Genomic DNA, 20618 nt, shown 5'->3' with positions numbered 1-20618 from the left:
ATGCCAGGAACTGTATTGGGCTTTACCGAAGCGCAGATCGCCTATTTCGGTCTCACCGTCGGCTTGGGTGGCTTCATTTTGTATATGCTGTTCATCGTGCTCAACCTCGCGCGCGAATCGAAGGCCGGCAGGTTTGGCACCTTCGTGTTGCTGCTGGTGCTGTCCTTTGGCATGCTGGGCTTTTTGGCCAAGAGCGTGATCAAATGGTTTGTTGAATAGCGCTGGCCTAACCACCTCCCATCCGCATGAGTCGCACCCATTTCGAATTGCCCGATCTGCTTCAAGATGAAGTGCTTGGGGTTGGACAGACCGGTCTGATTTGCAGCGCCGACGGTTGGGGCGAGCAATCGGTTGAAGGCCAATTGATCGATTTCGATCCGGTTGCCCGTGTGGTCAAAATCCGCCCCAGCGGACAGTTGCGCAGCCTGAGTCTGAAGTTCAACCAGATCAAGCGCCTGAAAATCGATGCCCGCCCCGACCGGGCGGCGGCTCAGGTCCACACCGACGCACACAGCCTCGGGTTGTTGCCCAGCACCCATTCCTTTTTGGTGTCGTTGCGCGACGGGGCCATGTATTCCGGAATTTGCCAGGGTTTTCGCAAAACCGAGCAAGGCTTGTGGATTTTCCCCAAACCGGTGCTGGAGGGCGATCCGCAGCGCGTTTTTGTGCCAAAAAACGGCATTTTGCGCTTTGAGCTGCGCTCGGGGGATGTGAGCCAGATTGCCGATACCGATTTTGCCCAGACGCTGATGCACGAATGGGTGCATACACAGCCCCTTGCACCCGCTCCAGCCGAGCCCGCCAGCGTGGTGGAAAACCTAGCCGATTTGCAGCGCGCCCTGCAGCGGCAAGCCAACCTCAAGCCCGTACCCATAGGCGAAGCCTTGGTGGGTTTGGGGAAAATCACGCAGGAGCAACTCACACAGGTGCTGGGATGGCAACAAGCCGACCAAAGCCGGCAGCCACTGGGGCAGTTGTTGCTCGACAAAGGGCTGGTCTCTGCAGCGGATTTGCAGATCGCCTTTGCCCGCAAAATGGGCTACCCCTTTGTCAGCTTGCACAAATTTCCGATCGACGAGCTGGCCTTGCGCCGCGTTCCCTTTGCCGTGGCGCAGCGCTTGCAGGTGTTGCCGCTGGTCGAGCAGGGTGCCGCGTTGGTGGTGGCGATGGCCGATCCGCTGCAGTTTCGGGTCATTGATGACCTGGAGTTCACCACCCAACGCAAAATCCTGCCAGTTGTGAGCGTGAGCGCAGAAATAGGCGAACGCATCCAGCACGCCTACCGCGAGGTGGGCCTGAGCGATTTGGCCCATGCCGCCGCCACCACCTCTGCGCGCGGGCAGACGCCTCGTCCAAGCCCGGCGCAGCAGCCCCAAGACGCGGTGCAACTGGCGGTCGAGCTCACCGGTGGCGCCAAAGACGAACTCGATGAAAAACCCATCGAACAGTCCGACAACACCCTGGTGCGGCTGATCAATTCCATGATCGCCGAAGCGTATCAGCAAGGGGCTTCCGATATTCACATCGAACCCTACCCGGGGCGACAAAAGCTGTTGATTCGCTTTCGTGTCGACGGCCAGATGCGCAACTACCTCGAGCTGCCTGCCAGCTACCGCAATGCCATGGTGGCGCGCATCAAAATCATGTGCGACTTGGATATTTCCGAGCGCCGCAAACCGCAGGACGGAAAAATCAATTTCGCCCGCTTTGGCGGATTGCCGCTCGAATTGCGCGTGGCCACCGTTCCCACTGCGGGCGGGCTCGAAGACGTGGTGTTGCGGCTGCTGTCTTCGTCCGAGCCGATGTCGCTGGAGCAGTTGCAGCTCAATGCCCGCAATCTGGAACGCTTTGAGGCGTTGGTCGAGCGCCCTTATGGCTTGTTTTTATGCGTAGGCCCGACCGGCTCGGGCAAAACCACCACCTTGCATTCGGCGCTGCGGCGCATCAACACCCCGAATCGCAAAATTTGGACCGCCGAAGACCCTGTCGAAATCACCCAACGCGGCTTGCGTCAGATACAGGTCAACCCCAAAATCGGTTGGACGTTCGCCGCTGCGCTGCGCACCCTGTTGCGCGCCGACCCGGATGTGATCATGGTGGGCGAAATCCGCGACCACGAAACGGCGGAAATCGCCATCGAGGCCTCGCTCACCGGGCATTTGGTGTTTTCCACGCTGCACACCAATTCGGCCGCCGAAACCGTGGTGCGCCTGATCGATCTGGGGGTCGATCCCTTTTCTTTTGCCGACTCCCTGCAAGGGGTGCTGGCGCAGCGCCTGGTGCGCCGCGTGTGCAAACATTGTGCGGTCGAGCAGCCGCTCGAGACGGCCCAGATCGAAGAGCTGCTGTGCGATTACCAGGCCCTGTTGCCAGCGGACCATCCTTTGCGGCAAGGCCAGGCCTTGCTGGATGAATGGATGCAGCGCTACGCCAAGGATGGGCGTTTGCAGATTGCCCACGCGGCGGGTTGCGAGCGGTGCGCCCATACCGGCTATGCCGGCCGTTTGGCCTTGCACGAGTTGTTGTGCAGCGGCCCCGAGATGCGCCGCCTGATTCAAACCCGCGCGCGCTCGGCCGAGATTCAACACCTGGCCATCAATGAGGGCATGCGCACCCTGCGCCAAGACGGCATTGAAAAGCTGCTGCAAGGCTTCACCAGCCTAGCCGAGGTGCGCTCCAACACCATGGGCTGAGGCCCTGCGGGTTTCCGGTATCAGGCCGCAGCGGGCTTGGGGCGCTTGTGTTTTAGCAGCCGCGTGTCACCGGGGCTTCCAGTTCGGCTGCGGCCAGCACCTGGTAGCGCGCCAATTCGAGTTTGGCAATGGCCATGCGGTGCACCTCGTCGGGGCCATCGGCCAGGCGCAGGGTGCGCTGGTTGGCGTAGCTTTGCGCCAGCACAAAATCTTGCGACACCCCGGCGCCGCCGTGCGCCTGTATGGCCCAATCGAGCACCTGGCAGGCCACGTTGGGGGCCACGACCTTGATCATGGCGATCTCGGCCTTGGCAACCTTGTTGCCCACGGTATCCATCATGTAGGCGGCTTTGAGGGTGAGCAGCCGCGCCTGCTCGATCAGGCAGCGCGACTCGGCAATGCGCTCGTGCCAGACGCTTTGCGCCGCGATGGGCTTGCCAAAGGCCACGCGCCGCGTCAGGCGCTGGCACATCAGCTCCAGTGCGCGTTCGGCGGCGCCGATGGAGCGCATGCAGTGGTGGATGCGCCCCGGCCCAAGGCGGCCTTGGGCGATCTCGAAACCGCGCCCGGGGCCGAGCAAAATGTGGCTGGCGGGCACGCGCACATTCTCCAGCCGCACCTCCATGTGGCCGTGTGGGGCGTCGTCGTAGCCAAAGACGGTGAGCGCGCGCTCAACGTGTACGCCCGGCGCATCGGCTGGAACCACAACCATGGACTGTTGCGCGTGCCGCGCCGCCTGCGGGTCGGTTTTGCCCATCAGGATGAAAACGGCGCAGCGCGGGTCGCCGGCGCCAGAGGACCACCATTTGCGCCCGTTGATGCGCAGCTCGTCGCCCTCGCGTTCGATGCGGCACTGGATGTTGGTGGCGTCGGATGAGGCCACTTCGGGCTCGGTCATCAAAAAGGCGGAGCAGATCTCGCCGCGCAGCAAGGGGACGAGCCAGCGGTCTTTGAGCGCTTCGCTGGCGTAGCGCTCCAGCGTTTCCATGTTGCCGGTGTCGGGGGCGGAGCAGTTGAAGACCTCGGGCGCAAAGCTCACCCGGCCCATGATCTCGCACAGCGGCGCGTACTCAAGGTTGCTCAGGCCCTCGGGGGCGCGCGGCGAGTTGGGCAAAAACAGGTTCCACAGCCCGGCGGTGCGGGCCAGCGGCTTGAGCCGTTCGACCAGCTCGGTTGGGCGCCAGGGGTTGCCACGGGCGCGGTTGGCGGCCACTTCCTCCATGAAGCGCGCTTCGTTGGGGTAGATGTGCGCGTCCATGAAGGCTTGCAGGCGCGCTTGCAAGTCTTTAACCTTGGGGCTGTAATCGAAGTGCATAAGGGCTCCTCTGGGTGGGCAAGGGCGGATCGGACGGGCGGGTTAAGCAGGATCAGGGCCGTGCATGGCGGGCAGCCTAGGCGCGCTGGGCATAAGACCAAGCCAGCTCGGCCAAGGGGCGCGCCCCGGCGCCGGACTGGCGCGCCTGGGCGCTGGAGGCGGTGCCGGCCTCGACCCGTTTGGCGATGCCCTGCAAAATGGCCGCCAGCCGAAACAGGTTGTAGGCCAAAAAGAAGTTCCACTCCTGTTGCAGCGCATCGGGGTCGAACAAGCCGGTGCTGGCGCAGTAGCGCTCGATGTATTCGCGCTCGCTCGGGATGCCTAGGGCTTGCAGGTCGAGCCCGGCGATGCCGCGAAACAGCCCCGGCTCGATGTGCCAGGCCATGCAGTGGTAGCTGAAGTCGGCCAGCGGGTGCCCAAGGGTGGAGAGCTCCCAATCCAGCACCGCCCGCACCTGCGCGTGCTCGGGGTGGAACACCAGGTTGTCGAGCCGAAAGTCGCCGTGCACCACGCACAGGCGGCTGTCGTCAAGCGCCAAGGCGGGGATGTGGGTGGGCAGCCAGTCGATCAGGCGCTCCATTTCGGTGATGGGCTGCGTCACCGAAGCCTGGTACTGCCTGCTCCAGCGCGCGATCTGGCGCTCGAAATAGTTGCCCGGTTTGCCGTAGTCGGCCAGGCCCACGGCCTGCACATCGACCCGGTGCAGCGCCGCCAGCACCCGGTTCATTTCCAGGTAGTGGGCGCGCCGCTGCGCCGCATCCAAGCCGGGCAGCGACTGCTCCCACAGGATGCGCCCAGGCACGTATTCCATCAGGTAAAAGGCGCGTCCGATCACGCTTTCGTCTGCGCACAGCGCCTCCATGCGCGGCACCGGCACGGCGGTGTCGGCCAGCGCGCGCATGACGCGAAATTCGCGTTCGATGGCGTGCGCCGAAGGCAGCAGCTTGGCCGCCGGCCCGGGTTTGCTGCGCAGCACCCAGTCGCGCTGCGCCGTGTGCAGGCGGTAGCTGGGGTTGGACTGGCCGCCGGGGAATTTCTCGATTTGCAAAGGGCCCTCAAAGCCCTCCAGGTGCGCGCTCAGCCACTGCGCCAGCGCCGCCGCGTCAAAGGGCAGGGCAGCGGAAGCTGTGGCTGGGCTGGAGGGGGCGGCCGGGGTGGGGGAAGTGGGTTCAGGCATGGCCGCTGGGTGCAGAAAAGGGGTTTAGTTTTCGGCCGCTGCAATGCGCAGCAGGGCGTTGCGGTCGCACACCACCAGCCCGCCGGGCTCGATGCGGATGGCCAGTTCGCGCTCCATCGATTTGAGTTCTTGGTTGACGCGCTGGCGCGAGGCCCCCAGCATCTGCGCCAGTTCTTCCTGCGCCAGTTGCAGGCCGATGCGGGTCTCGCTGGCATTGTCCAAACAAGGCACGCCGTAGCTGCGCGACAGGTGCAGCAACTGCTTGGCCAGCCGCGCGCGCAAGGGCAGGGTGTTGAGGTCTTCCACCAGCCCAAACAGGTTGCGGATGCGCCGCGCCTGCAGGCGCAGCAAGGCCTCGTAGAGTTCCACGTGCTGGGCCAGGATTTTTTGGAAATCTTTGCGCGCCACGCACAGCAGCGAAGTGGGGCCGTGCGCATAGGCATCGTGGGTGCGGCGCTCGCCGTCGAACATGGCGATCTCGCCAAACCAGACCCCGGGCTCGACGTAGGTGAGCGTGACCTGCTTGCCCGCCAGCGAGGTCGAGCTCACCCGCACCGCGCCCTTGGCCACCGCCGACCACTCGGAGGGCGGGTCGCCGCGCGCGGCGATCAGCTCGCCATCGAGGAATCGTTTGACGTAGGCGCATCGAAGGATGTCGTGCCGCAAAGAGGGTGAAAGGGTATTGAACCAGCGACCGCCGTTGATCGCCTCGCGTTCCTGCATTGTCAGTATCGGTTCGTCCATGGGCTGTCTTGTGGGTGACTGGGGGAGGGCCAAGGGTCGCCGCGGCGACCGTGGCGGAAAACGGAGCGGCAGCAAAGTTTGGGTGCGGTTTGAGCACCAGGGTGGCATGCTAGCTGCGAATTTTTATGCCGGTGCTCATGGGGCGCTTAGGCAATCAATAGGGGTAGGGGGATTCGTGTGTCAAAATGTGGCGCAGTTGACAATACGAACACGATCAAGGCAAGGACTGGCAGATGTTGAAGTTGGCGGTGGGAAGCGCGCTGCTCTGGGTGGCCACGCAATCGCTGGCGGCAACCTTGGGGCCGGCCCAGGGCGACGTCATTATCGGTCGCCCTTTCGATGTGTTGGTGCAAAGCCGGCTCGATCCCAACCAAAGCATTGCCGACTTGTGTCTGCAAGTGCAGTTGCAGTATGGCGAGTCGGGCGTGGCGGCCGGCACCGTCAGCACGGCCTTGCACAGCGTCGGACCCGATGGGGTGGCGTTGCTGCGGGTGCGCAGCACCGAACCCATCAACGAGCCCATTGTGACCTTGGCCTTGCAGGTGGGCTGCCAGACGGTCTTTAGGCGCTCCTACACCTTGCTGGCCGATTGGGGTCCGGCACAAGCGCTGGCAGGTGCAGCGGCCCCCTTGCCCATGGTCAGCCCCGCTGCGGCGGCTGTGCCCGTGCCCGCTGCGGCGCCCAATGGGGCCCCGGTCGCAGGGGTTGCTGCCGCCACGGCCTTGGCGGCGCAGCCACCAGCCCAAACCCCGATTCGCCTGAGCACACCAGCGGCCAGGCCCGCCAACTTGGAGCGCTTGCGCAGCAAAGCGCCCCCTCGGGTCGTCCCGGTGCCTGCGGCGACCGCCCCTGCAGCCACTCCCCGCCCCCCGGCCCCCCCGGCCCCGGCACCCGTGGCTGGTGGGGCCCGCTTGCAGCTCGATCCGATTGCTTTGCCGGGCCAAGCCCCGCCGGTGGCGGCTGCGGTTGCACCCGAATCGGTTGACGCCGCAGCCACTGCAGCGCCCGAGGGGCCCTTGGCCGAGGTCGGCACGGCCCCCGGTGCGCCGACCGCCACCGAGCAAGAGCTGCTGCAGTTGCGTGCCGAGCAGGAGCGGCTGCGCCTGGAGCTGCAAAGCACCCAGGCCCAGTTGCTGCAGATGCAAGCCCAAGCCCAAGCCGGTGTGCCCGCGATTTGGCTTTTTGGGGCGGGTGCTTTGCTGTTGTTGTTGCTGGGTGGGGGCTGGTTTGCCTACCGATCGGGGCGGTGGTTGCCCTCGCGCCCGGCTGCAGTGGCGCCAACGCCGTGGTGGGTGTCGACCATGCCCGGGGATGCGGCGGCCCAGTCCCAAGGCGCCATTGTGCCCGCGCAGACCGTGCCCGCACCTGCCCTTGATGCCCGCCGTGCCGACGCCGCACCTGCCGCACCTGCCGTGCCCGCTGCAGCCCTTGTGGTCTCATCCGATCCCGCCACCGCAGCCCCTGCCCCCACCGCAGCCGCGGTGCCGCCTTCATGGCTGGATGTCGATGGGGTCATGGGGCTGGAGGTGGCCGAAGGCCGGGCCTCGACATTCGGCGAAGTGGACATCTCGGCGCTTGATCTGGCTGCCTTGATCGAGACGTGGCAGCAGGCCGAGTTTTTCGAGTCGATCGCCCAGCGCACCCAGGCCATGGAGGTGCTCAAGCGGTACGTGACCGAGCATGCACGCGCCAGCGAGGCACCCTATTTGCGCTGGCTGGCCTTGGCTGCGCAAGACGACAACCCGGCTTGGCTGGGTGAGGCCACCCAGTTTTACGAGCACCACTTTCAGCGCATCGCGCCGCGCACGGAGTCCATCGAGGCGGGGCTCAACCTTGAGCACGACGCGCGGCTCTTGCAAACCCTGCAGGCGCAGTGGCCTCAGCCGACGGCGGCCGTGGTGATCGAGCGTGCCCTGGCCTCTCAGCCCGGCGACCCCGACAGCGAGCTGACGGTGCGGACTTTGGCGGCTTTCGATGATTTGCTGACCCTGAGCGGCGTGCTGGAGGTGTTGCAGAATTCGCCCCTGCCCATGCTCGACCTGAGCTTCGGCCCCGCGCCGGCGCCGACGGCATCCAGCGAAACGGTGGCCGGCTTGCCCACCTTGCCGGGTGCGATTGCGTTGCAGTCTTGGCCCAGCGCCGATTCGGTTCCGGTTGCGGCGGCCAACCCGCCCAAGCCCGACCCCCTGTCGATTGACTTCGACCTCGGGAGTTTGGACTGGGAGCCGGGTTCACGCCCTCCCTCCGGCAAGCCCTAACGGCCCAAAAGCGCGGCTTGATCAGGCCCCGGGCACCCAAAGGGGTGGCGGTCGTCCAGCTCAGCGCTGGTAATGCAGCGCGCCGGGGTTGACGATGTGGGTGGGGGTGCCTTTGATGAAGTTGAGGATGTTGTCGAAGGCGGCCGAGAAATACTTTTCGTAGCTTTCTTGCTCCACAAAGCCGATGTGCGGCGTGCAGATGCAGTTTTCCAGCCGCAGCAGGGCGTGCCCCTGCAATATCGGTTCCGACTCGAACACATCCACCGCCGCCATGCCGGGGCGGCCACGGTTGAGAGCCGCCACCAGCGCGTCGGGCTGAATGAGTTCGGCGCGCGAGGTGTTGACCAGCACGGCGCTGGGTTTCATTAGGCTCAAGTCCTCAAAGCTCAGGCAGCCCAAGGTGCTGGGCCCCAGGCGCAGGTGCAGGCTGAGCACATCGGACTGCGCCAGCAACTCGGCCTTGGAGGCCGCTACTTCAAAGCCGTCGGCCACGGCCTGCAAGCGCGCCGCCTCGCTGCCCCAGACCAGCACGCGCATGCCAAAAGCGCGCCCGTAACCCGCCACCAGTTTGCCGATGCGGCCATAGCTCCACAGGCCCAGCGTTTTGCCGTGCAGCACCATGCCAAGTCCGAAATTGGGCGGCAAGGCGGCGGTTTTGAGTCCTGACTGCTGCCAGACCCCGTGCTTGAGGTGCGCCACATAGTGCGGCAGGCGGCGCATGGCGGCCAGTATCAGCGCCCAAGTGAGCTCGGCCGGGGCCACCGGCGAGCCCTTGCCTTCGGCCACCGCCACCCCGTGTTCGGTGCAGGCATCGAGGTCGATGTGCGGCCCCACCGACCCGGTCTGGGCGATCAGGCGCAGCTTGGGCAGTTTGTCGAGCAACTGGCGCGTGATGTGGGTGCGCTCGCGAATCAGCACCAGCGCCTGGGCGTCGCGCAGGCGCACCGACAACTGCCCCACGCCCTTGATGTTGTTGGTAAACACCTTGGCCGGAAAGGCTTCGAGCTTGGCGGCGCAGGCGAGCTTGCGCACCGCATCCTGGTAGTCGTCGAGGATCACGATATTCATGGCGGCTATTGTGCCCGGATGCGCTGGCCCTAAGCAAGGCCGCGCAGCAGGAGGCGGCGTTTGGGCTTAACATGCCTGCCTATGCCCAGCCTTGGTTTAGTCACCGCCCACCCGACTGCCGCCGCCACCGTGCCTTGGCGCACCGACGCACGCGTGATGGGTTTGGTGGGGCTGGCGCACGGCAGCTCGCATTTCGGGCACCTGCTGTTGCCGCCGTTGTTTCCGCTGCTCATGCTTGAGTTTGGCCTGTCCTTCACCGAAGTGGGCCTGCTGATGACGCTGTTTTTTACGGTCTCGGGGTTGGGGCAGGCGGCCTCGGGCTTTGTGGTGGACCGCTTTGGGGCGCGGCCGGTGCTGTTTGCCTCGCTGCTGTTGTTCATGGGCGCGGCCTTGCTGGCTTCCCAAGCGCAGGGCTACAGCACCTTGCTGTGGGTGGCGGCATTGGCCGGCTTGGGCAATGCCTCTTTTCATCCGGTCGATTTTTCTATCCTCAACCAACGCGTTTCGTCCTCTAGGCTGGGCCACGCCTACAGCGTGCATGGCATCAGCGGCAACCTGGGCTGGGCGCTGGCGCCGGTGTTTCTGGTCGGCTGGTCGATGTGGCTGGACTGGCGCAGCGCCTACCTCGCCGCCGCCGGGCTGTACCTGCTGGTGTTTTTGCTTTTGCTGTGGCAGCGCCAGCACCTGAAGTCGGAGGTGCTGCGCCGTCCGGCGGGTGCGCCAGCCGGGGGCGACTTGGCTTTTTTGCGCCATTCGGTGATCTGGTGGTGCTTTGCCTTCTTCTTGCTCACCACGCTCACACTGGGCGTGGTGCAAAACTACTCGGCCTCCATTCTGAAGGCGCTGCACGGCGTGAGCTTGGAGGCCGCCACGCTGACGCTGAGCGCCTACATGGTGTGCGGGGCGCTGGGCATGCTGGTGGGCGGTTTCGTGGCCACGCAGGCGCGCCGCACCGATCAGGTGGTGGGGGCCTCGATGGGCGCGGGCGCGCTGCTGCTGCTGCTGGCCGCCAGCGGCTGGCTGGGCGGATGGGGCACCATGCTGCTGCTGGCGGCCACGGGCTTTGCCGTGGGCATTGCCGCGCCCAGCCGCGACTTGCTGATCAAGCAGGCCACGCCCAAGGGGGCCACCGGGCGCGTCTATGGCACGGTGTATTCGGGCCTGGACGTGGGTTTTGCCATTGCACCGCTGATTTTTGGCGTGCTCATGGACCGCGGCTGGTACGCCGCCACGCTGGCCGGGGCCGCTCTGGTGCTGCTGCTCTCGATCGGGGTGGCGCTGGGGGTGGGGCGGCGGAGTTTGGTGCGGGCACCGGCCTCAGCCGGATAGCACCGGGCTGGCTCAGCAACCGCTCGTCTCAGTCGCGCTCAGCTTGTTCAGGCTCAGCGCGGCAAGCCCGCCCGCTCCAGCAGCGCGCAGGCCGCTGGCAGCAAGTCGGGCTGCTCGCAGGCCAGCAGCTGGCGCTGCGGCAGGCTGCGCAGCCAGGTGAGCTGGCGCTTGGCCAGTTGGCGCGTGGCGCTGGTGCCGCGCTCTGCCAGGGCGGCGCGCTCGGGCGCGGTGAAGCTGCTGCGCCCGCTGGCGGCCAGCGCATCCAGCGCTTCCCACACCTGGCGGTAGCCCACGCTGCGCAGGGCGGGCAGGCCGGAGTGCAGCTCGGGCCGCTGGCGCAGGGCGCGCACCTCGTCGATAAAGCCTTGCTCCAGCATGGCGGCAAAGCGCTGCGCGATGCGCTGGTGCAGCCAGGCGCGGTCCAGCGGCTCCAGCGCCAGCAGCAGGCCAGCCTGGCCGTTGATTTGCAGCGGTGGCGGGGCTTGCAGCGCGGTTTTGGTTTGGGTGCGGGTGTGAAACGCCGACAGCGGCCGCCCGCTGGCGCGCCAGACTTCGAGTGCGCGCCCGATGCGCTGCGCATCGTTGGGGCTCAAGCGCGCCGCCGTGGGCGCATCCACCGCCGCCAGTTGCGCGTGCAGCGCGGGCCAGCCTTGTTGCGCGGCTTCGGCCTCGATGGCTGCGCGCAGCGCCGGGTGCGCAGCGGGCATGTCGTCGAGCCCCTCGAACAGGGCCTTGAAGTAGAGCAGGGTGCCGCCGACCAGCAGCGGCAGGCGGCCACGGGCGGCGATCTGGGGCAGCAGGCGCTGCGCGTCGGCCACGAAGGCGGCGGCGCTGTAGCTCTGCTGCGGCTCCAGGATGTCGATCAGGTGGTGCGGCACGGCGGCGCGTTCGGCCAGGCTGGGCTTGGCGCTGCCGATGTCGAGCCCGCGATAGACCAGCGCCGAATCGACGCTGACGATCTCGACCGGCCATCGCTGCGCCAGCGCCAGCGCCAGCGCGCTTTTGCCGCTGGCGGTGGGGCCAGCCAAGGCGATCCAGGCGGGTGGGGCGGGGCTCATGGTTAGGGGCGGCCTGCCGCGTTGGGCGGCTTGCTGGGGCTGGGTGCGGCGGTGGGAGCCAGCGTGCCATGCACTTCGCCGTAGCGCTGCACCAGCGTCCAGGCCACGGCGCAAATGAGCAGGCTCCAGAACCACAGCCCCTGGGTGAGCGGCAGCACGCTGGCCCCTTCCAGGCCAACCGGCAGTTGTGCGGCCAGCCACCAGCCCACGGCAAAGGCCACGCTCATCATCAAAAAGCCGCTCAGGGCCGAGGCGCTGCCCGCCGCCTGCGGAAACGGGGCCACCGCGCCGCTCTGGCCGCAGGGCTGGTGGATGCCGTGCGCCAAAATGAACAGGTAGTAGGGCAGCATGATGGCCCAGACGCTGTGCCAACCCAGCCAGCCCAGCAGCCCGACCAGGTTGCCGCCGAGCAGCGTCAGGGCCCCGGCGATGGCCACCGTGCGCCGCACCCCAAAGCGCAGCAGCAAGCGCCGGCACAGCAGGGTGCCCAAGATATACACCGCCGACATGGAAAACATCAGCAGCCCGTACTGGGTTTTGCTCAGTCTCAGGGCGTTGATGAACACGAAAGAGGAACTGGCCAAAAAGGTGAACAGCCCGGCGTAGGAGGTGGTCACCAGCAGCGCGTAGGCCCAGAAGGTGGGGTGGCGCAAAATCAAGGCCCAGGTGCGCGCCAGCTCGTGTGGGCGCAGGGCGTGCGGGTTGGGGCGCGCCAGGCTTTCTTGGAAACGCAGCAGCACCAGCGCCAGCGCAGCGCTGCCAAACAAAGCCAGCACGCCCAGGGCGGCGCGCCAGCCCATCCAGTCCGACAGCAAAGCGCCCAGCGGTGCGCTCAGGCAGGCCAGCACCCCTAGGCCGGTGAGGCCCTTGGACATCATGCGCGCGCCTTCGGCCGGGTGGTAGAGGTCGCGCACGATGGCGCGCGCGCACATCACCGCCGCCCCCATGGCCGCGCCCTGCAGCACGCGCCAGAGCAGCAGCTGCTCCATGCTGGCGGCAAACACGCTGCCCAGCGAGGCCAGCGCGTACAGCGCCAGCCCAGCGAGCAAAATCGGGCGGCGCCCAAAGCGGTCCGACAGCGGCCCCCAAAACAGCTGCGAGACCCCAAACGCCAGCAGCAGCGCCGACAGCGTGAGCTGCGCCTGGTGCATGGGCGCATCGAAATAGCTGGTGAGCGCGGGCAGCGCCGGCAGGTACAGGTCGGTGGTGAGCGGCTGCAGCCCCAGCAGCAGCGACAGCAGCAACACCACGAGGGTGGCCGGCATGGGCGGGCGCGTGCGGGGGGGCTTCATCGCGCCCTAGGGTAACAGATGCCAGGGCGTGCCACAGGGGCTAGACTGGGCCGCACCAGCCAGCCCAAACGGCAGGGGAAGGGCGCAGCCTCAGGCTGGGGCCGCGCGAGCCGCCTCAGATCACGCCCTGGGCCAGCATGGCGTCGGCCACCTTGACGAAGCCGGCCACGTTGGCCCCATCGACGTAGCTGACCGAGCCGTCGGCGCGCTGGCCGTGGCGCACGCAGGCCTCGTGGATGCCGACCATGATGCCGTGCAGGCGCGCATCCACTTCCTCGCGCGCCCAGCTCAGGCGCATGGCGTTTTGGCTCATCTCCAGCCCCGAGGTGGCCACGCCGCCGGCGTTGCTGGCCTTGCCCGGCGCGTACAGCACGCCTTGCTGCTCAAACAGCTTGATGGCCTCCATGGTGGTGGGCATGTTGGCGCCTTCGGCCACGCACTTAACACCGTTTTTCAGCAGCAGCCGGGCGTCGTCGGCGTCGAGTTCGTTTTGGGTGGCGCAGGGCAGGGCGATGTCAACCGGCACCGACCAAGGGTTGCGTCCGGCCTCGAAGCGGGTGCCGGTGCGTTGGGCGTAGTCGCTCACGCGGCCGTAGAGGTGGTTTTTGACTTCCATCAGCTCGGCCAGCTTGGCGCTGGTGAAGCCGTCTTCGTCGATCACGGTGCCGCTGGAGTCGGACACGGTCACGACCTTGGCCCCGAGCGCCAGCGCTTTTTCGACCGCGTACTGCGCCACATTGCCCGAGCCCGAGACGCTCACGCGCAGGCCGTCGAAGCTCAGGCCGCGGCGCTTGAGCATTTCTTGCGCGAAATACACCGTGCCGTAGCCGGTGGCCTCGGGCCGGATGAGCGAGCCGCCAAAGGCCAGCCCCTTGCCGGTGAAGACGCAGTCGGCGCGGTTCGAGAGCTTTTTCATCATCCCGGCCATGAACCCGACTTCGCGTCCGCCCACGCCGATGTCACCGGCGGGCACGTCGGTGTCGGAGCCGATGTGGCGGAACAGCTCGCTCATCAGGGCCTGGCAGAAACGCATCACCTCGCCTGGGCTCTTGCCTTTGGGGTCGAAGTCGGAGCCGCCTTTGCCGCCGCCCATGGGCAGGGTGGTGAGGGCATTTTTGAAGGTTTGCTCGAAGGCCAGAAATTTGAGGATCGACAGGTTGACCGAGGGGTGAAAGCGCATGCCGCCCTTGTAGGGGCCGATGGCCGAGCTGTGCTGGATGCGGTAGCCGCGGTTGACCTGCACGTCGCCGTGGTCGTTGACCCAGCAGACACGAAACATCAGCACGCGCTCGGGCTCGACCAGCCGATCGAGCAAGCCCTGCTCGGCGTACTTGGGGTGCTGCTGGATGAAGGGCCACAGGCTCTCGACCACCTCGGTCACGGCTTGCAAAAATTCGGGCTGGCCGGGGTTGCGCTGGCTGACTTGGGCCAGAAAATCGTGCGGGGAAGCGTATTTCATGACAGGATCGAGGGGTGGAGGGTGGCGGAAAAAGTGGCTGGCAAAGGGCACTCATTTTGCACCAAACCAGGGAGCGCATTGCACCCATTTGGCCCAGGCCGGGAGCCAAAAGGCCAGATGGGCTTTGATTTGGCGCAAACTTGCCCCAAAAAGTGGCGCAATACCTCGGCAGCTTCAGCGCCCGCGCAAAAACAGGGCGTCGAGTTCTTTGAGGCTCAATTGGCGCCAAGTCGGGCGGCCGTGGTTGCACTGGTCGCTGCGCTCGGTGGCTTCCATTTGGCGCAGCAGGGCGTTCATCTCGGGCGCGCTCAGGCGCCGGTTGGCGCGCACGGCGCCGTGGCAGGCCAGGGTGGCGAGCAGCTCGTCGCGGGCGCGCTGCAGCAGGGGCGCGCCGCCATGTTGCTCCAGCTCGGCCAGCACGCCGCGCGCCAGCGCCACCGCATCGCCTTGGGCCAGCGCCGCGGGCACGGCGCGCACCGCCAGCGTCTGGCGCGAAAAGGGCGTCAGCTCCAGCCCGAGTCGCAGCAGCGCCTCTTGCTGCGCTTCGGCCGTGGCCAGCTCCAGCGCAGTGGCGGCAAAGGTGGCCGGAATCAGCAAGGGCTGGCTGGGCAGGGTGGCGGCGGCGGCGTCCCACTGGCGCTTCAGGCGCTCATAGACGATGCGCTCGTGCGCCGCGTGCATGTCCACCAGCACCAGACCGTGGCGGTTTTGCGCCAGGATGTAAACCCCGTGCAACTGCGCCAGCGCCTGGCCGAGTGGAGCGTCGGTGTCGGCATCGGCGGATGCCTCGGGCGGCAGGTGCGCGGGCTGCTGCGCGGGCTCGGCTGGGCTGGGCCACAGCGCGGCCACATCGCTGGCGTGCCGGCCCTCGCGGGGCGGCCACCCAGTGTGGCCCAAGTGGCTGGCGTAGGGGCGCGGCTGTGCATGGTCCGCAGCGCCTGCCCCACCAGGGCCGCGCTCAGGTGGTCGTGCCTGGTGCGCTGGGTGTGGGTCGGCGCTGGTGGTGGCTGGCCAAGCGCTGGGCGTGGGTGCAGGCGTTGTGCCGTGCTCCCAAGGCGTGGCCTGGGCGGCCAGCCCGAGGCGCATTTGCGTGACATGGGGGGTGGGGTCGGAGGCGGACGGGAGCGCAGGCGCTGCGTGCAACTGCCCCGCGCGCGGAGCCGCCAGCACCTGCTCCAGCGCCCGGCGCACCGCCTGGTGCACTGCGCGTCCGTCGCGAAAGCGCACCTCGATCTTGCTCGGGTGTACGTTCACATCGACGCGCGCCGGGTCCAGCTCCAGCAGCAGCACATAGACCGGCTGGCGCTGGCCGTGCAGCACGTCTTCGTAGGCGCTGCGCACGGCGTGGGCGATCACCTTGTCGCGCACGAAGCGGCCGTTGACGTAGCTGTATTGCTGGTCGGCACGCGCCCGCGCCAGGTGCGCCAGCCCAGCCCGGCCCCAGACACGCAAGCCCTCGCCCTGCCAATCAAAGGCCAGGCTGTGCGCCAGAAAGTCCTCGCCCAATACATCGGCCATGCGCTGCGCCAAGGCGGCGCTGATGGAGGCGTTCGTGGCGGCGCCGTGGGCCGCAGCCGACGAAACAGACGCATCGAGCGCATCGAGCGCATCGACAGCCGCATCCCTGGCCGCAGGGTTCAGCGGGGCCGCCGCCGCCAAGGGCGCCGCGCGCCACTGCTCGATCAGCTTGCCCTCGTGCCAGATGGCAAAGCCCACATCCGGCCGCGCCAGCGCGTGGCGCCGCACCGCCTCGATGCAGTGCGCCAGCTCGGTGGCGTCGGTCTTGAGAAACTTGCGCCGCGCCGGGGTGGCGTAGAACAGCTCGCGCACCTCGACCGTGGTGCCGACGCTGCGCGCCGCCGGTTGCAGCTCGCCGGTGCGCCCGTGCAGCAGCCAGCCGTGCGCCTCGCTGGCCTCGTTGCTGCGCGAGAGCAGGCTGAGTTCGGCAATCGAGTCGATCGCGGCCAGCGCCTCGCCACGAAAGCCCATGGTGGCCACGGTTTCGAGCTCGGCCAGATCCCGCACCTTGCTGGTGGCGTGGCGCCTGAGCGCCAGCGCGAGTTCTTCGCGCGCGATGCCGCAGCCGTCGTCTTCGAGCGCAATCAGGCGCACGCCACCGGCGCTCAGGCGCAGCGTGAGCTGGCGCGCGCCGGCGTCGAGTGCGTTGTCGACCAGTTCGCGCACCACCGAGGCCGGGCGCTCGACCACTTCGCCCGCAGCAATCTGGCTGATGAGCGCATCGGGCAACTCGCGGATCGGTCGCCGCGGCTGCGTGGGGTGCGGGCCGGGCGTGGGGGTGGAGGCTGGAGCGGGTGGGGTCACGGCGGCATTGTAGGGCGCGCAACCCAGTGTGGCGACCCGTGTGCCACACCCGTGCTTAGAGCCAGCGTCTGACTTGGGCCTGGTAGGCCGCGTAGCGCGCGCCAAACAGCGCCGCCAGGGCGCGCTCCTCGGGCGCTATCTGAAAGCGGTTCAAATAGAGCACGAACAGCGGCGTCAAAGCCAAGGCGAGCGGGCTGGACAAATACGCCGCCCACGCCAGCAGACACAGCAACTGACACAGATACATCGGGTTGCGCGAGTAGCGAAACGCGCCGTCGGTCAGCAGTGCCGTGGTGCGCATGGGGTGGGTGGGGTGGATGGTGGTGCCGGCGCGCCAGCAGGCGTGCACCGCAACCAAGCCGATGGCCAGACCCAAGCCGAGCAGGGCCACAGCCCCTCCGATGCGCCACGCCCAAGGCGGCGGCGCCACCCACACCGGCGCCAGCCACATCAGCAAGGCCAGCAGCAGCAGCAGCGCCGGCGGCGGGAGTTTCAGTTCGAGCCAGCGCATCGGGTCAAGGGCCGTGCAGCGCACCGAGGGCGGCGCCAGCCGGGGTTAGAAAGCGGCCGCTCCCTCATGCGGCCGCGGCCACCACCACCGCGGTGCCGCTGGCTGAAACCATCAGCATGCCGTTGTTCTGACCCATGACCTCGTAGTCCAGATCGACCCCGACGACGGCGTTGGCACCCAGTTCTTGGGCGCGTTGCTGCAGTTCGGTCAAGGCGATGTCGCGCGCTTTCTGCAGCTCCCGCTCATAGGTGGCGGAGCGGCCACCCACCAGATCGCGGATGCCTGCAAACAGGTCTTTGAACACATTGGCGCCCAAAATTGCTTCCCCGGTGACCACGCCGCAGTAGCGGGTGATGCGTTGGCCTTCGATGTTGGGGGTGGTGGTGACGATCATGCAGAGACTCCTGTGGATGCGCCCGGATAAGGCAGGCGCGGGCGGGGGGTGGAATGCAGTCAGCGGCATTATGGCCCGGCATGGGCAGGCAGGCAAGGCATTGGCGGGCAGGCAAGGGCAGTGCCACAAGCGGTGTGTCAATGGGGGGCTCCCGTGCAATCGGATTTCGGTCGCTCGTTATCGGTCCCCCGCTGGCCTTGCCGGTAAAATCCCCCTTTTGACTGTCCAAGCCCCCACCCATGTCTGCCTGGCTGCTGCCGGATCACATCGCCGACGTTTTGCCCTCTGAGGCCCGGCACATCGAAGAACTGCGCCGTGCGCTGCTCGACGCGGCGCGCGTGCATGGCTACGAGCTGGTCATGCCGCCGCTGCTGGAGCACCTCGATTCCTTGCTCACCGGCACCGGCGAGGCGCTGGACTTGCAAACCTTCAAGCTGGTCGATCAGCTTTCGGGGCGCACGCTGGGCCTGCGCGCCGACACCACGGCGCAAGTGGCGCGCATCGACGCGCACCTGCTCAACCGCAGCGGTTTAACGCGCCTGTGCTACTGCGGCCCGGTGCTGCACACGCGCCCGCAGCGGCCACTGGCCAGCCGCGAGCCTTTGCAGTTTGGGGCCGAGCTCTACGGCCATGCCGGCCCCGAGGCCGACCTCGAGGTGCTGGAGCTGGCGCTGGCCTGCCTGCGCGCCGCGGGCATGGGCCGCATCGTGCTCGACTGCGGCGACGTGCGCATCGTCGATGCCCTGCTCGAAGGCCTGCACCTGCCTGAAGCGCGGGTGCAGCAGCTGCACGCCGCCTTGGCGGCCAAAGACGTGGCCACGCTGGGCCAGGTGGCGGCCGATCTGCCCACGGACACGCAGCGCGCCTTGCTCGCCCTGACCGAGCTGCACGGCGACGCGGCGGTGCTGGAGCAGGCCGAGCGCGTGCTACCCCCCTCCGCAGCGCTGCAGCGCGCCTTGGCCGATTTGCGTGGCCTGGCGCAGGCTTTGCAGCAATCCTTGGCCGTCACCCAAGCTGGGGCCCAAGAGGCCAACCATTCGGCTGTGGCTCCTGGCCCTGCGCCGGCCGCCATCGAAATCGGCTTTGATCTGGCCGATTTGCGCGGCTACGCCTACTACACCGGCCTGCGCTTTTCGATTTTTGCCGCCGCCCTGCCTGGGCAGGTGCCGCAGGAGCTGGTGCGCGGCGGCCGCTACGACGAAGTGGGGGCGGTGTTTGGCCGCTGCCGCCCGGCGGCCGGCTTTAGCCTGGACCTGAAAGAACTGGTCGCGCTGCTGCCGCGCCCGGCGGCGCAAAAAGCCATCCGCGCCCCTTGGGGCCAAGATGCCGCGCTGCGCCGTACCATTGCCGCCTTGCGTGCCCAAGGCGAGGTGGTGCTGCGCGTGCTGCCTGGCCACGAACACGAAGTTGAAGAATTCGATTGCGACCGCGCCCTGGTGCCCCACGCCGGGGCCTGGGTGCTGCAAGCCCTGACTCCCTCCCCATGAACCCGACCGCCTGCCCGGCTTGGAACGAAAGCAAATGAGCGCATCCCCCTTTCAGGCCCGTCCCGGGCGCAACGTGGTCGTCGTCGGCACCCAGTGGGGTGACGAGGGCAAGGGCAAACTGGTCGATTGGCTGACCGAAACCGCGCGCGGCGTGGTGCGCTTCCAGGGCGGCCACAACGCCGGCCACACGCTGGTCATCAACGGCGTGAAAACGGCGCTGCACCTGATCCCCAGCGGCATCATGCGCGCCGGCGTGGTGTGCTACGTGGGCAACGGCGTGGTGCTGTCGGCGGGCAAGCTGCTAGAAGAAATCTGCGGCCTGGAGCGTGCCGGGGTCGAGGTGCGTTCGCGCTTGCGCGTGAGCGAAATCTGCCCCTTGATTTTGCCCTTTCACGCCGCGCTCGATGTGGCGCGTGAGCAGGCCAAAGAGCGCGCTGGCACCGCCAAGATCGGCACCACCGGGCGCGGCATCGGCCCGGCTTACGAAGACAAAGTCGGGCGGCGCGCACTGCGCGTGCAAGACCTGCGCCACCCCGAGCGCTTTGCCGCCAAGCTGCGCGAGCTGCTGGGCTACTACAACCAGCAATTGGCGGTGCTGGGCAGCGCCGAGGTCAATTGGGCCGCCTGCGGCTGGTTGCAAGATCAGCCCTTGGCCGCCTTCATGCAGGGCGGGCAGGTGCAGTTCGAGCCGGTGCTGGCGCAGGCGCTGCAACACGCCACGCTGCTGGCGCCGATGGTGGCCGACGTCTCGCGCGAGATCAACGAGGCGCACCGGCGCGGCGTGAATCTGCTGTTCGAGGGCGCCCAAGGCACCTTGCTCGACGTGGACCACGGCACCTACCCCTTCGTCACTTCCAGCAACTGCGTCGCGGGCAACGCGGCCGCGGGCGCGGGCGTTGGGCCGGGGCTGCTGCACTATGTGCTGGGCATTACCAAGGCCTATTGCACCCGTGTCGGCGGTGGCCCGTTCCCGACCGAGCTCGACTGGCAGACCGAAGGCACGCCGGGCTGGCACATGGCCACCGTGGGGGCCGAAAAAGGCACCACCACCGGGCGCTCGCGCCGCTGTGGCTGGTTCGACGCCGCCTTGCTCAAGCGCTCGGCGCAGGTCAATGGCCTGAGCGGCCTGTGCATCACCAAGCTCGACGTGCTCGACGGCCTGCCCGAGCTGCAACTGTGCGTGGGCTACCGGCTCGACGGCGAGCTGATCGACCTGCTGCCGCTGGGGGCCGACGAAATCGCGCGCTGCGAACCGATCTACGAAACCCTGCCCGGCTGGAGCCAGCCCTCAGCGGGCGTGACGCGCTACGAAGACCTGCCACCCAACGCGCAGCACTACCTGAACCGCATCGAGGCCGTGACTGGGGTGCCGATCCACGTCGTCTCCACCAGCCCGGACCGCGACCACACCATCTTGCTGCACCACCCCTACCACGGCGCGGCGGTGTGAGCAGCGAGCAGCTTCGGCCTAGGGGGCCGGATCCGTCGTCTGGCGCTGCGGCGGGCGCACA

16 protein-coding genes are annotated in these 20618 nt (G+C 67.4%); 6 read left to right on the top strand and 10 right to left on the bottom strand.

The genetic code is table 11. The features are described from left to right. Both SRAH_RS06270 and SRAH_RS06265 read left to right on the top strand, forming a co-directional pair. Entirely contained in the window at positions 1 to 219 is a 219-nt protein-coding gene (locus SRAH_RS06270) for a DUF2788 domain-containing protein (RefSeq protein WP_029462496.1), read from the top strand. Between the two features lie 26 nt (positions 220 to 245). Continuing rightward, entirely contained in the window at positions 246 to 2693 is a 2448-nt protein-coding gene (locus SRAH_RS06265) for a GspE/PulE family protein (protein WP_232840998.1), read from the top strand. Between the two features lie 52 nt (positions 2694 to 2745). Here SRAH_RS06265 and SRAH_RS06260 read toward each other — a convergent pair whose 3' ends face one another. The 3 genes from SRAH_RS06260 to SRAH_RS06250 all read right to left on the bottom strand — a co-directional run bounded on the left by SRAH_RS06260 (position 2746) and on the right by SRAH_RS06250 (position 5929). Beyond that, a complete protein-coding gene (locus SRAH_RS06260; RefSeq protein ID WP_029462494.1) occupies positions 2746 to 4008 on the bottom strand; it encodes an acyl-CoA dehydrogenase family protein in 1263 nt (420 codons plus the stop codon). A 76-nt stretch (positions 4009 to 4084) separates the two neighbouring features. After that, positions 4085 to 5185 (bottom strand): phosphotransferase, encoded by a 1101-nt coding sequence (locus SRAH_RS06255; RefSeq protein WP_082210093.1) that lies wholly within the window; start codon positions 5183 to 5185, stop codon positions 4085 to 4087. A gap of 24 nt (positions 5186 to 5209) precedes the next feature. Further along, positions 5210 to 5929, bottom strand: a complete 720-nt coding sequence (locus tag SRAH_RS06250; protein WP_029462492.1) for a Crp/Fnr family transcriptional regulator — start codon at positions 5927 to 5929, stop codon at positions 5210 to 5212. A 233-nt stretch (positions 5930 to 6162) separates the two neighbouring features. Here SRAH_RS06250 and SRAH_RS06245 point away from each other — a divergent pair, with 233 nt between their 5' ends. Further along, positions 6163 to 8187: a hypothetical protein gene (locus SRAH_RS06245; protein WP_029462491.1), complete on the top strand. Its 2025-nt coding sequence runs from the start codon at positions 6163 to 6165 to the stop codon at positions 8185 to 8187. Between the two features lie 60 nt (positions 8188 to 8247). Here the strand turns inward: SRAH_RS06245 and SRAH_RS06240 are convergent, their stop codons facing one another. Then, positions 8248 to 9255: a D-2-hydroxyacid dehydrogenase family protein gene (locus SRAH_RS06240; RefSeq protein WP_029462490.1), complete on the bottom strand. Its 1008-nt coding sequence runs from the start codon at positions 9253 to 9255 to the stop codon at positions 8248 to 8250. 81 nt (positions 9256 to 9336) lie between these two features. Here SRAH_RS06240 and SRAH_RS06235 point away from each other — a divergent pair, with 81 nt between their 5' ends. Next, complete coding sequence (locus tag SRAH_RS06235; protein ID WP_029462489.1) at positions 9337 to 10584, top strand: MFS transporter; 1248 nt, start codon at positions 9337 to 9339, stop codon at positions 10582 to 10584. A gap of 53 nt (positions 10585 to 10637) precedes the next feature. On the opposite strand, the gene miaA is transcribed toward SRAH_RS06235, so the two are convergent. From miaA to SRAH_RS06200, 6 genes are all read right to left on the bottom strand, one after another. After that, positions 10638 to 11642 carry a tRNA (adenosine(37)-N6)-dimethylallyltransferase MiaA gene (gene miaA / locus SRAH_RS06230; RefSeq protein ID WP_045476418.1) on the bottom strand — a complete coding sequence of 335 codons (1005 nt, stop codon included), beginning with the start codon at positions 11640 to 11642 and terminating at the stop codon, positions 10638 to 10640. A 2-nt stretch (positions 11643 to 11644) separates the two neighbouring features. Next, positions 11645 to 12907: a Bcr/CflA family efflux MFS transporter gene (locus SRAH_RS06225; RefSeq protein WP_082210100.1), complete on the bottom strand. Its 1263-nt coding sequence runs from the start codon at positions 12905 to 12907 to the stop codon at positions 11645 to 11647. A 142-nt stretch (positions 12908 to 13049) separates the two neighbouring features. Further along, positions 13050 to 14393, bottom strand: coding sequence for an NADP-specific glutamate dehydrogenase (gdhA, locus tag SRAH_RS06220; RefSeq protein WP_029462486.1), 1344 nt, complete (start codon positions 14391 to 14393; stop codon positions 13050 to 13052). A 174-nt stretch (positions 14394 to 14567) separates the two neighbouring features. Further along, complete coding sequence (gene mutL / locus SRAH_RS06210) at positions 14568 to 16715, bottom strand: DNA mismatch repair endonuclease MutL (RefSeq protein WP_029462485.1); 2148 nt, start codon at positions 16713 to 16715, stop codon at positions 14568 to 14570. 55 nt (positions 16716 to 16770) lie between these two features. Further along, positions 16771 to 17226: a methyltransferase family protein gene (locus SRAH_RS06205; RefSeq protein WP_029462484.1), complete on the bottom strand. Its 456-nt coding sequence runs from the start codon at positions 17224 to 17226 to the stop codon at positions 16771 to 16773. Between the two features lie 64 nt (positions 17227 to 17290). Beyond that, positions 17291 to 17620 carry a heavy metal-binding domain-containing protein gene (locus SRAH_RS06200; protein WP_029462483.1) on the bottom strand — a complete coding sequence of 110 codons (330 nt, stop codon included), beginning with the start codon at positions 17618 to 17620 and terminating at the stop codon, positions 17291 to 17293. Between the two features lie 239 nt (positions 17621 to 17859). On the opposite strand from SRAH_RS06200, the gene SRAH_RS06195 reads away from it, so the two are divergent. Together SRAH_RS06195 and SRAH_RS06190 are read left to right on the top strand one after the other, a co-directional pair. Further along, on the top strand, positions 17860 to 19107 hold the full coding sequence (locus SRAH_RS06195; RefSeq protein ID WP_029462482.1) for an ATP phosphoribosyltransferase regulatory subunit: 1248 nt from the start codon (positions 17860 to 17862) through the stop codon (positions 19105 to 19107). A 34-nt stretch (positions 19108 to 19141) separates the two neighbouring features. Then, a complete protein-coding gene (locus SRAH_RS06190) occupies positions 19142 to 20557 on the top strand; it encodes an adenylosuccinate synthase (protein ID WP_029462481.1) in 1416 nt (471 codons plus the stop codon). Positions 20558 to 20618: the final 61 nt, after the last annotated feature.

This window comes from Serpentinimonas barnesii, assembly GCF_000696225.1.
Lineage (GTDB): Bacteria > Pseudomonadota > Gammaproteobacteria > Burkholderiales > Burkholderiaceae_C > Serpentinimonas > Serpentinimonas barnesii.
The sequence above is the reverse complement of the archived record's forward strand: the minus strand, read 5'-3'. Positions and strand labels throughout refer to the sequence as shown.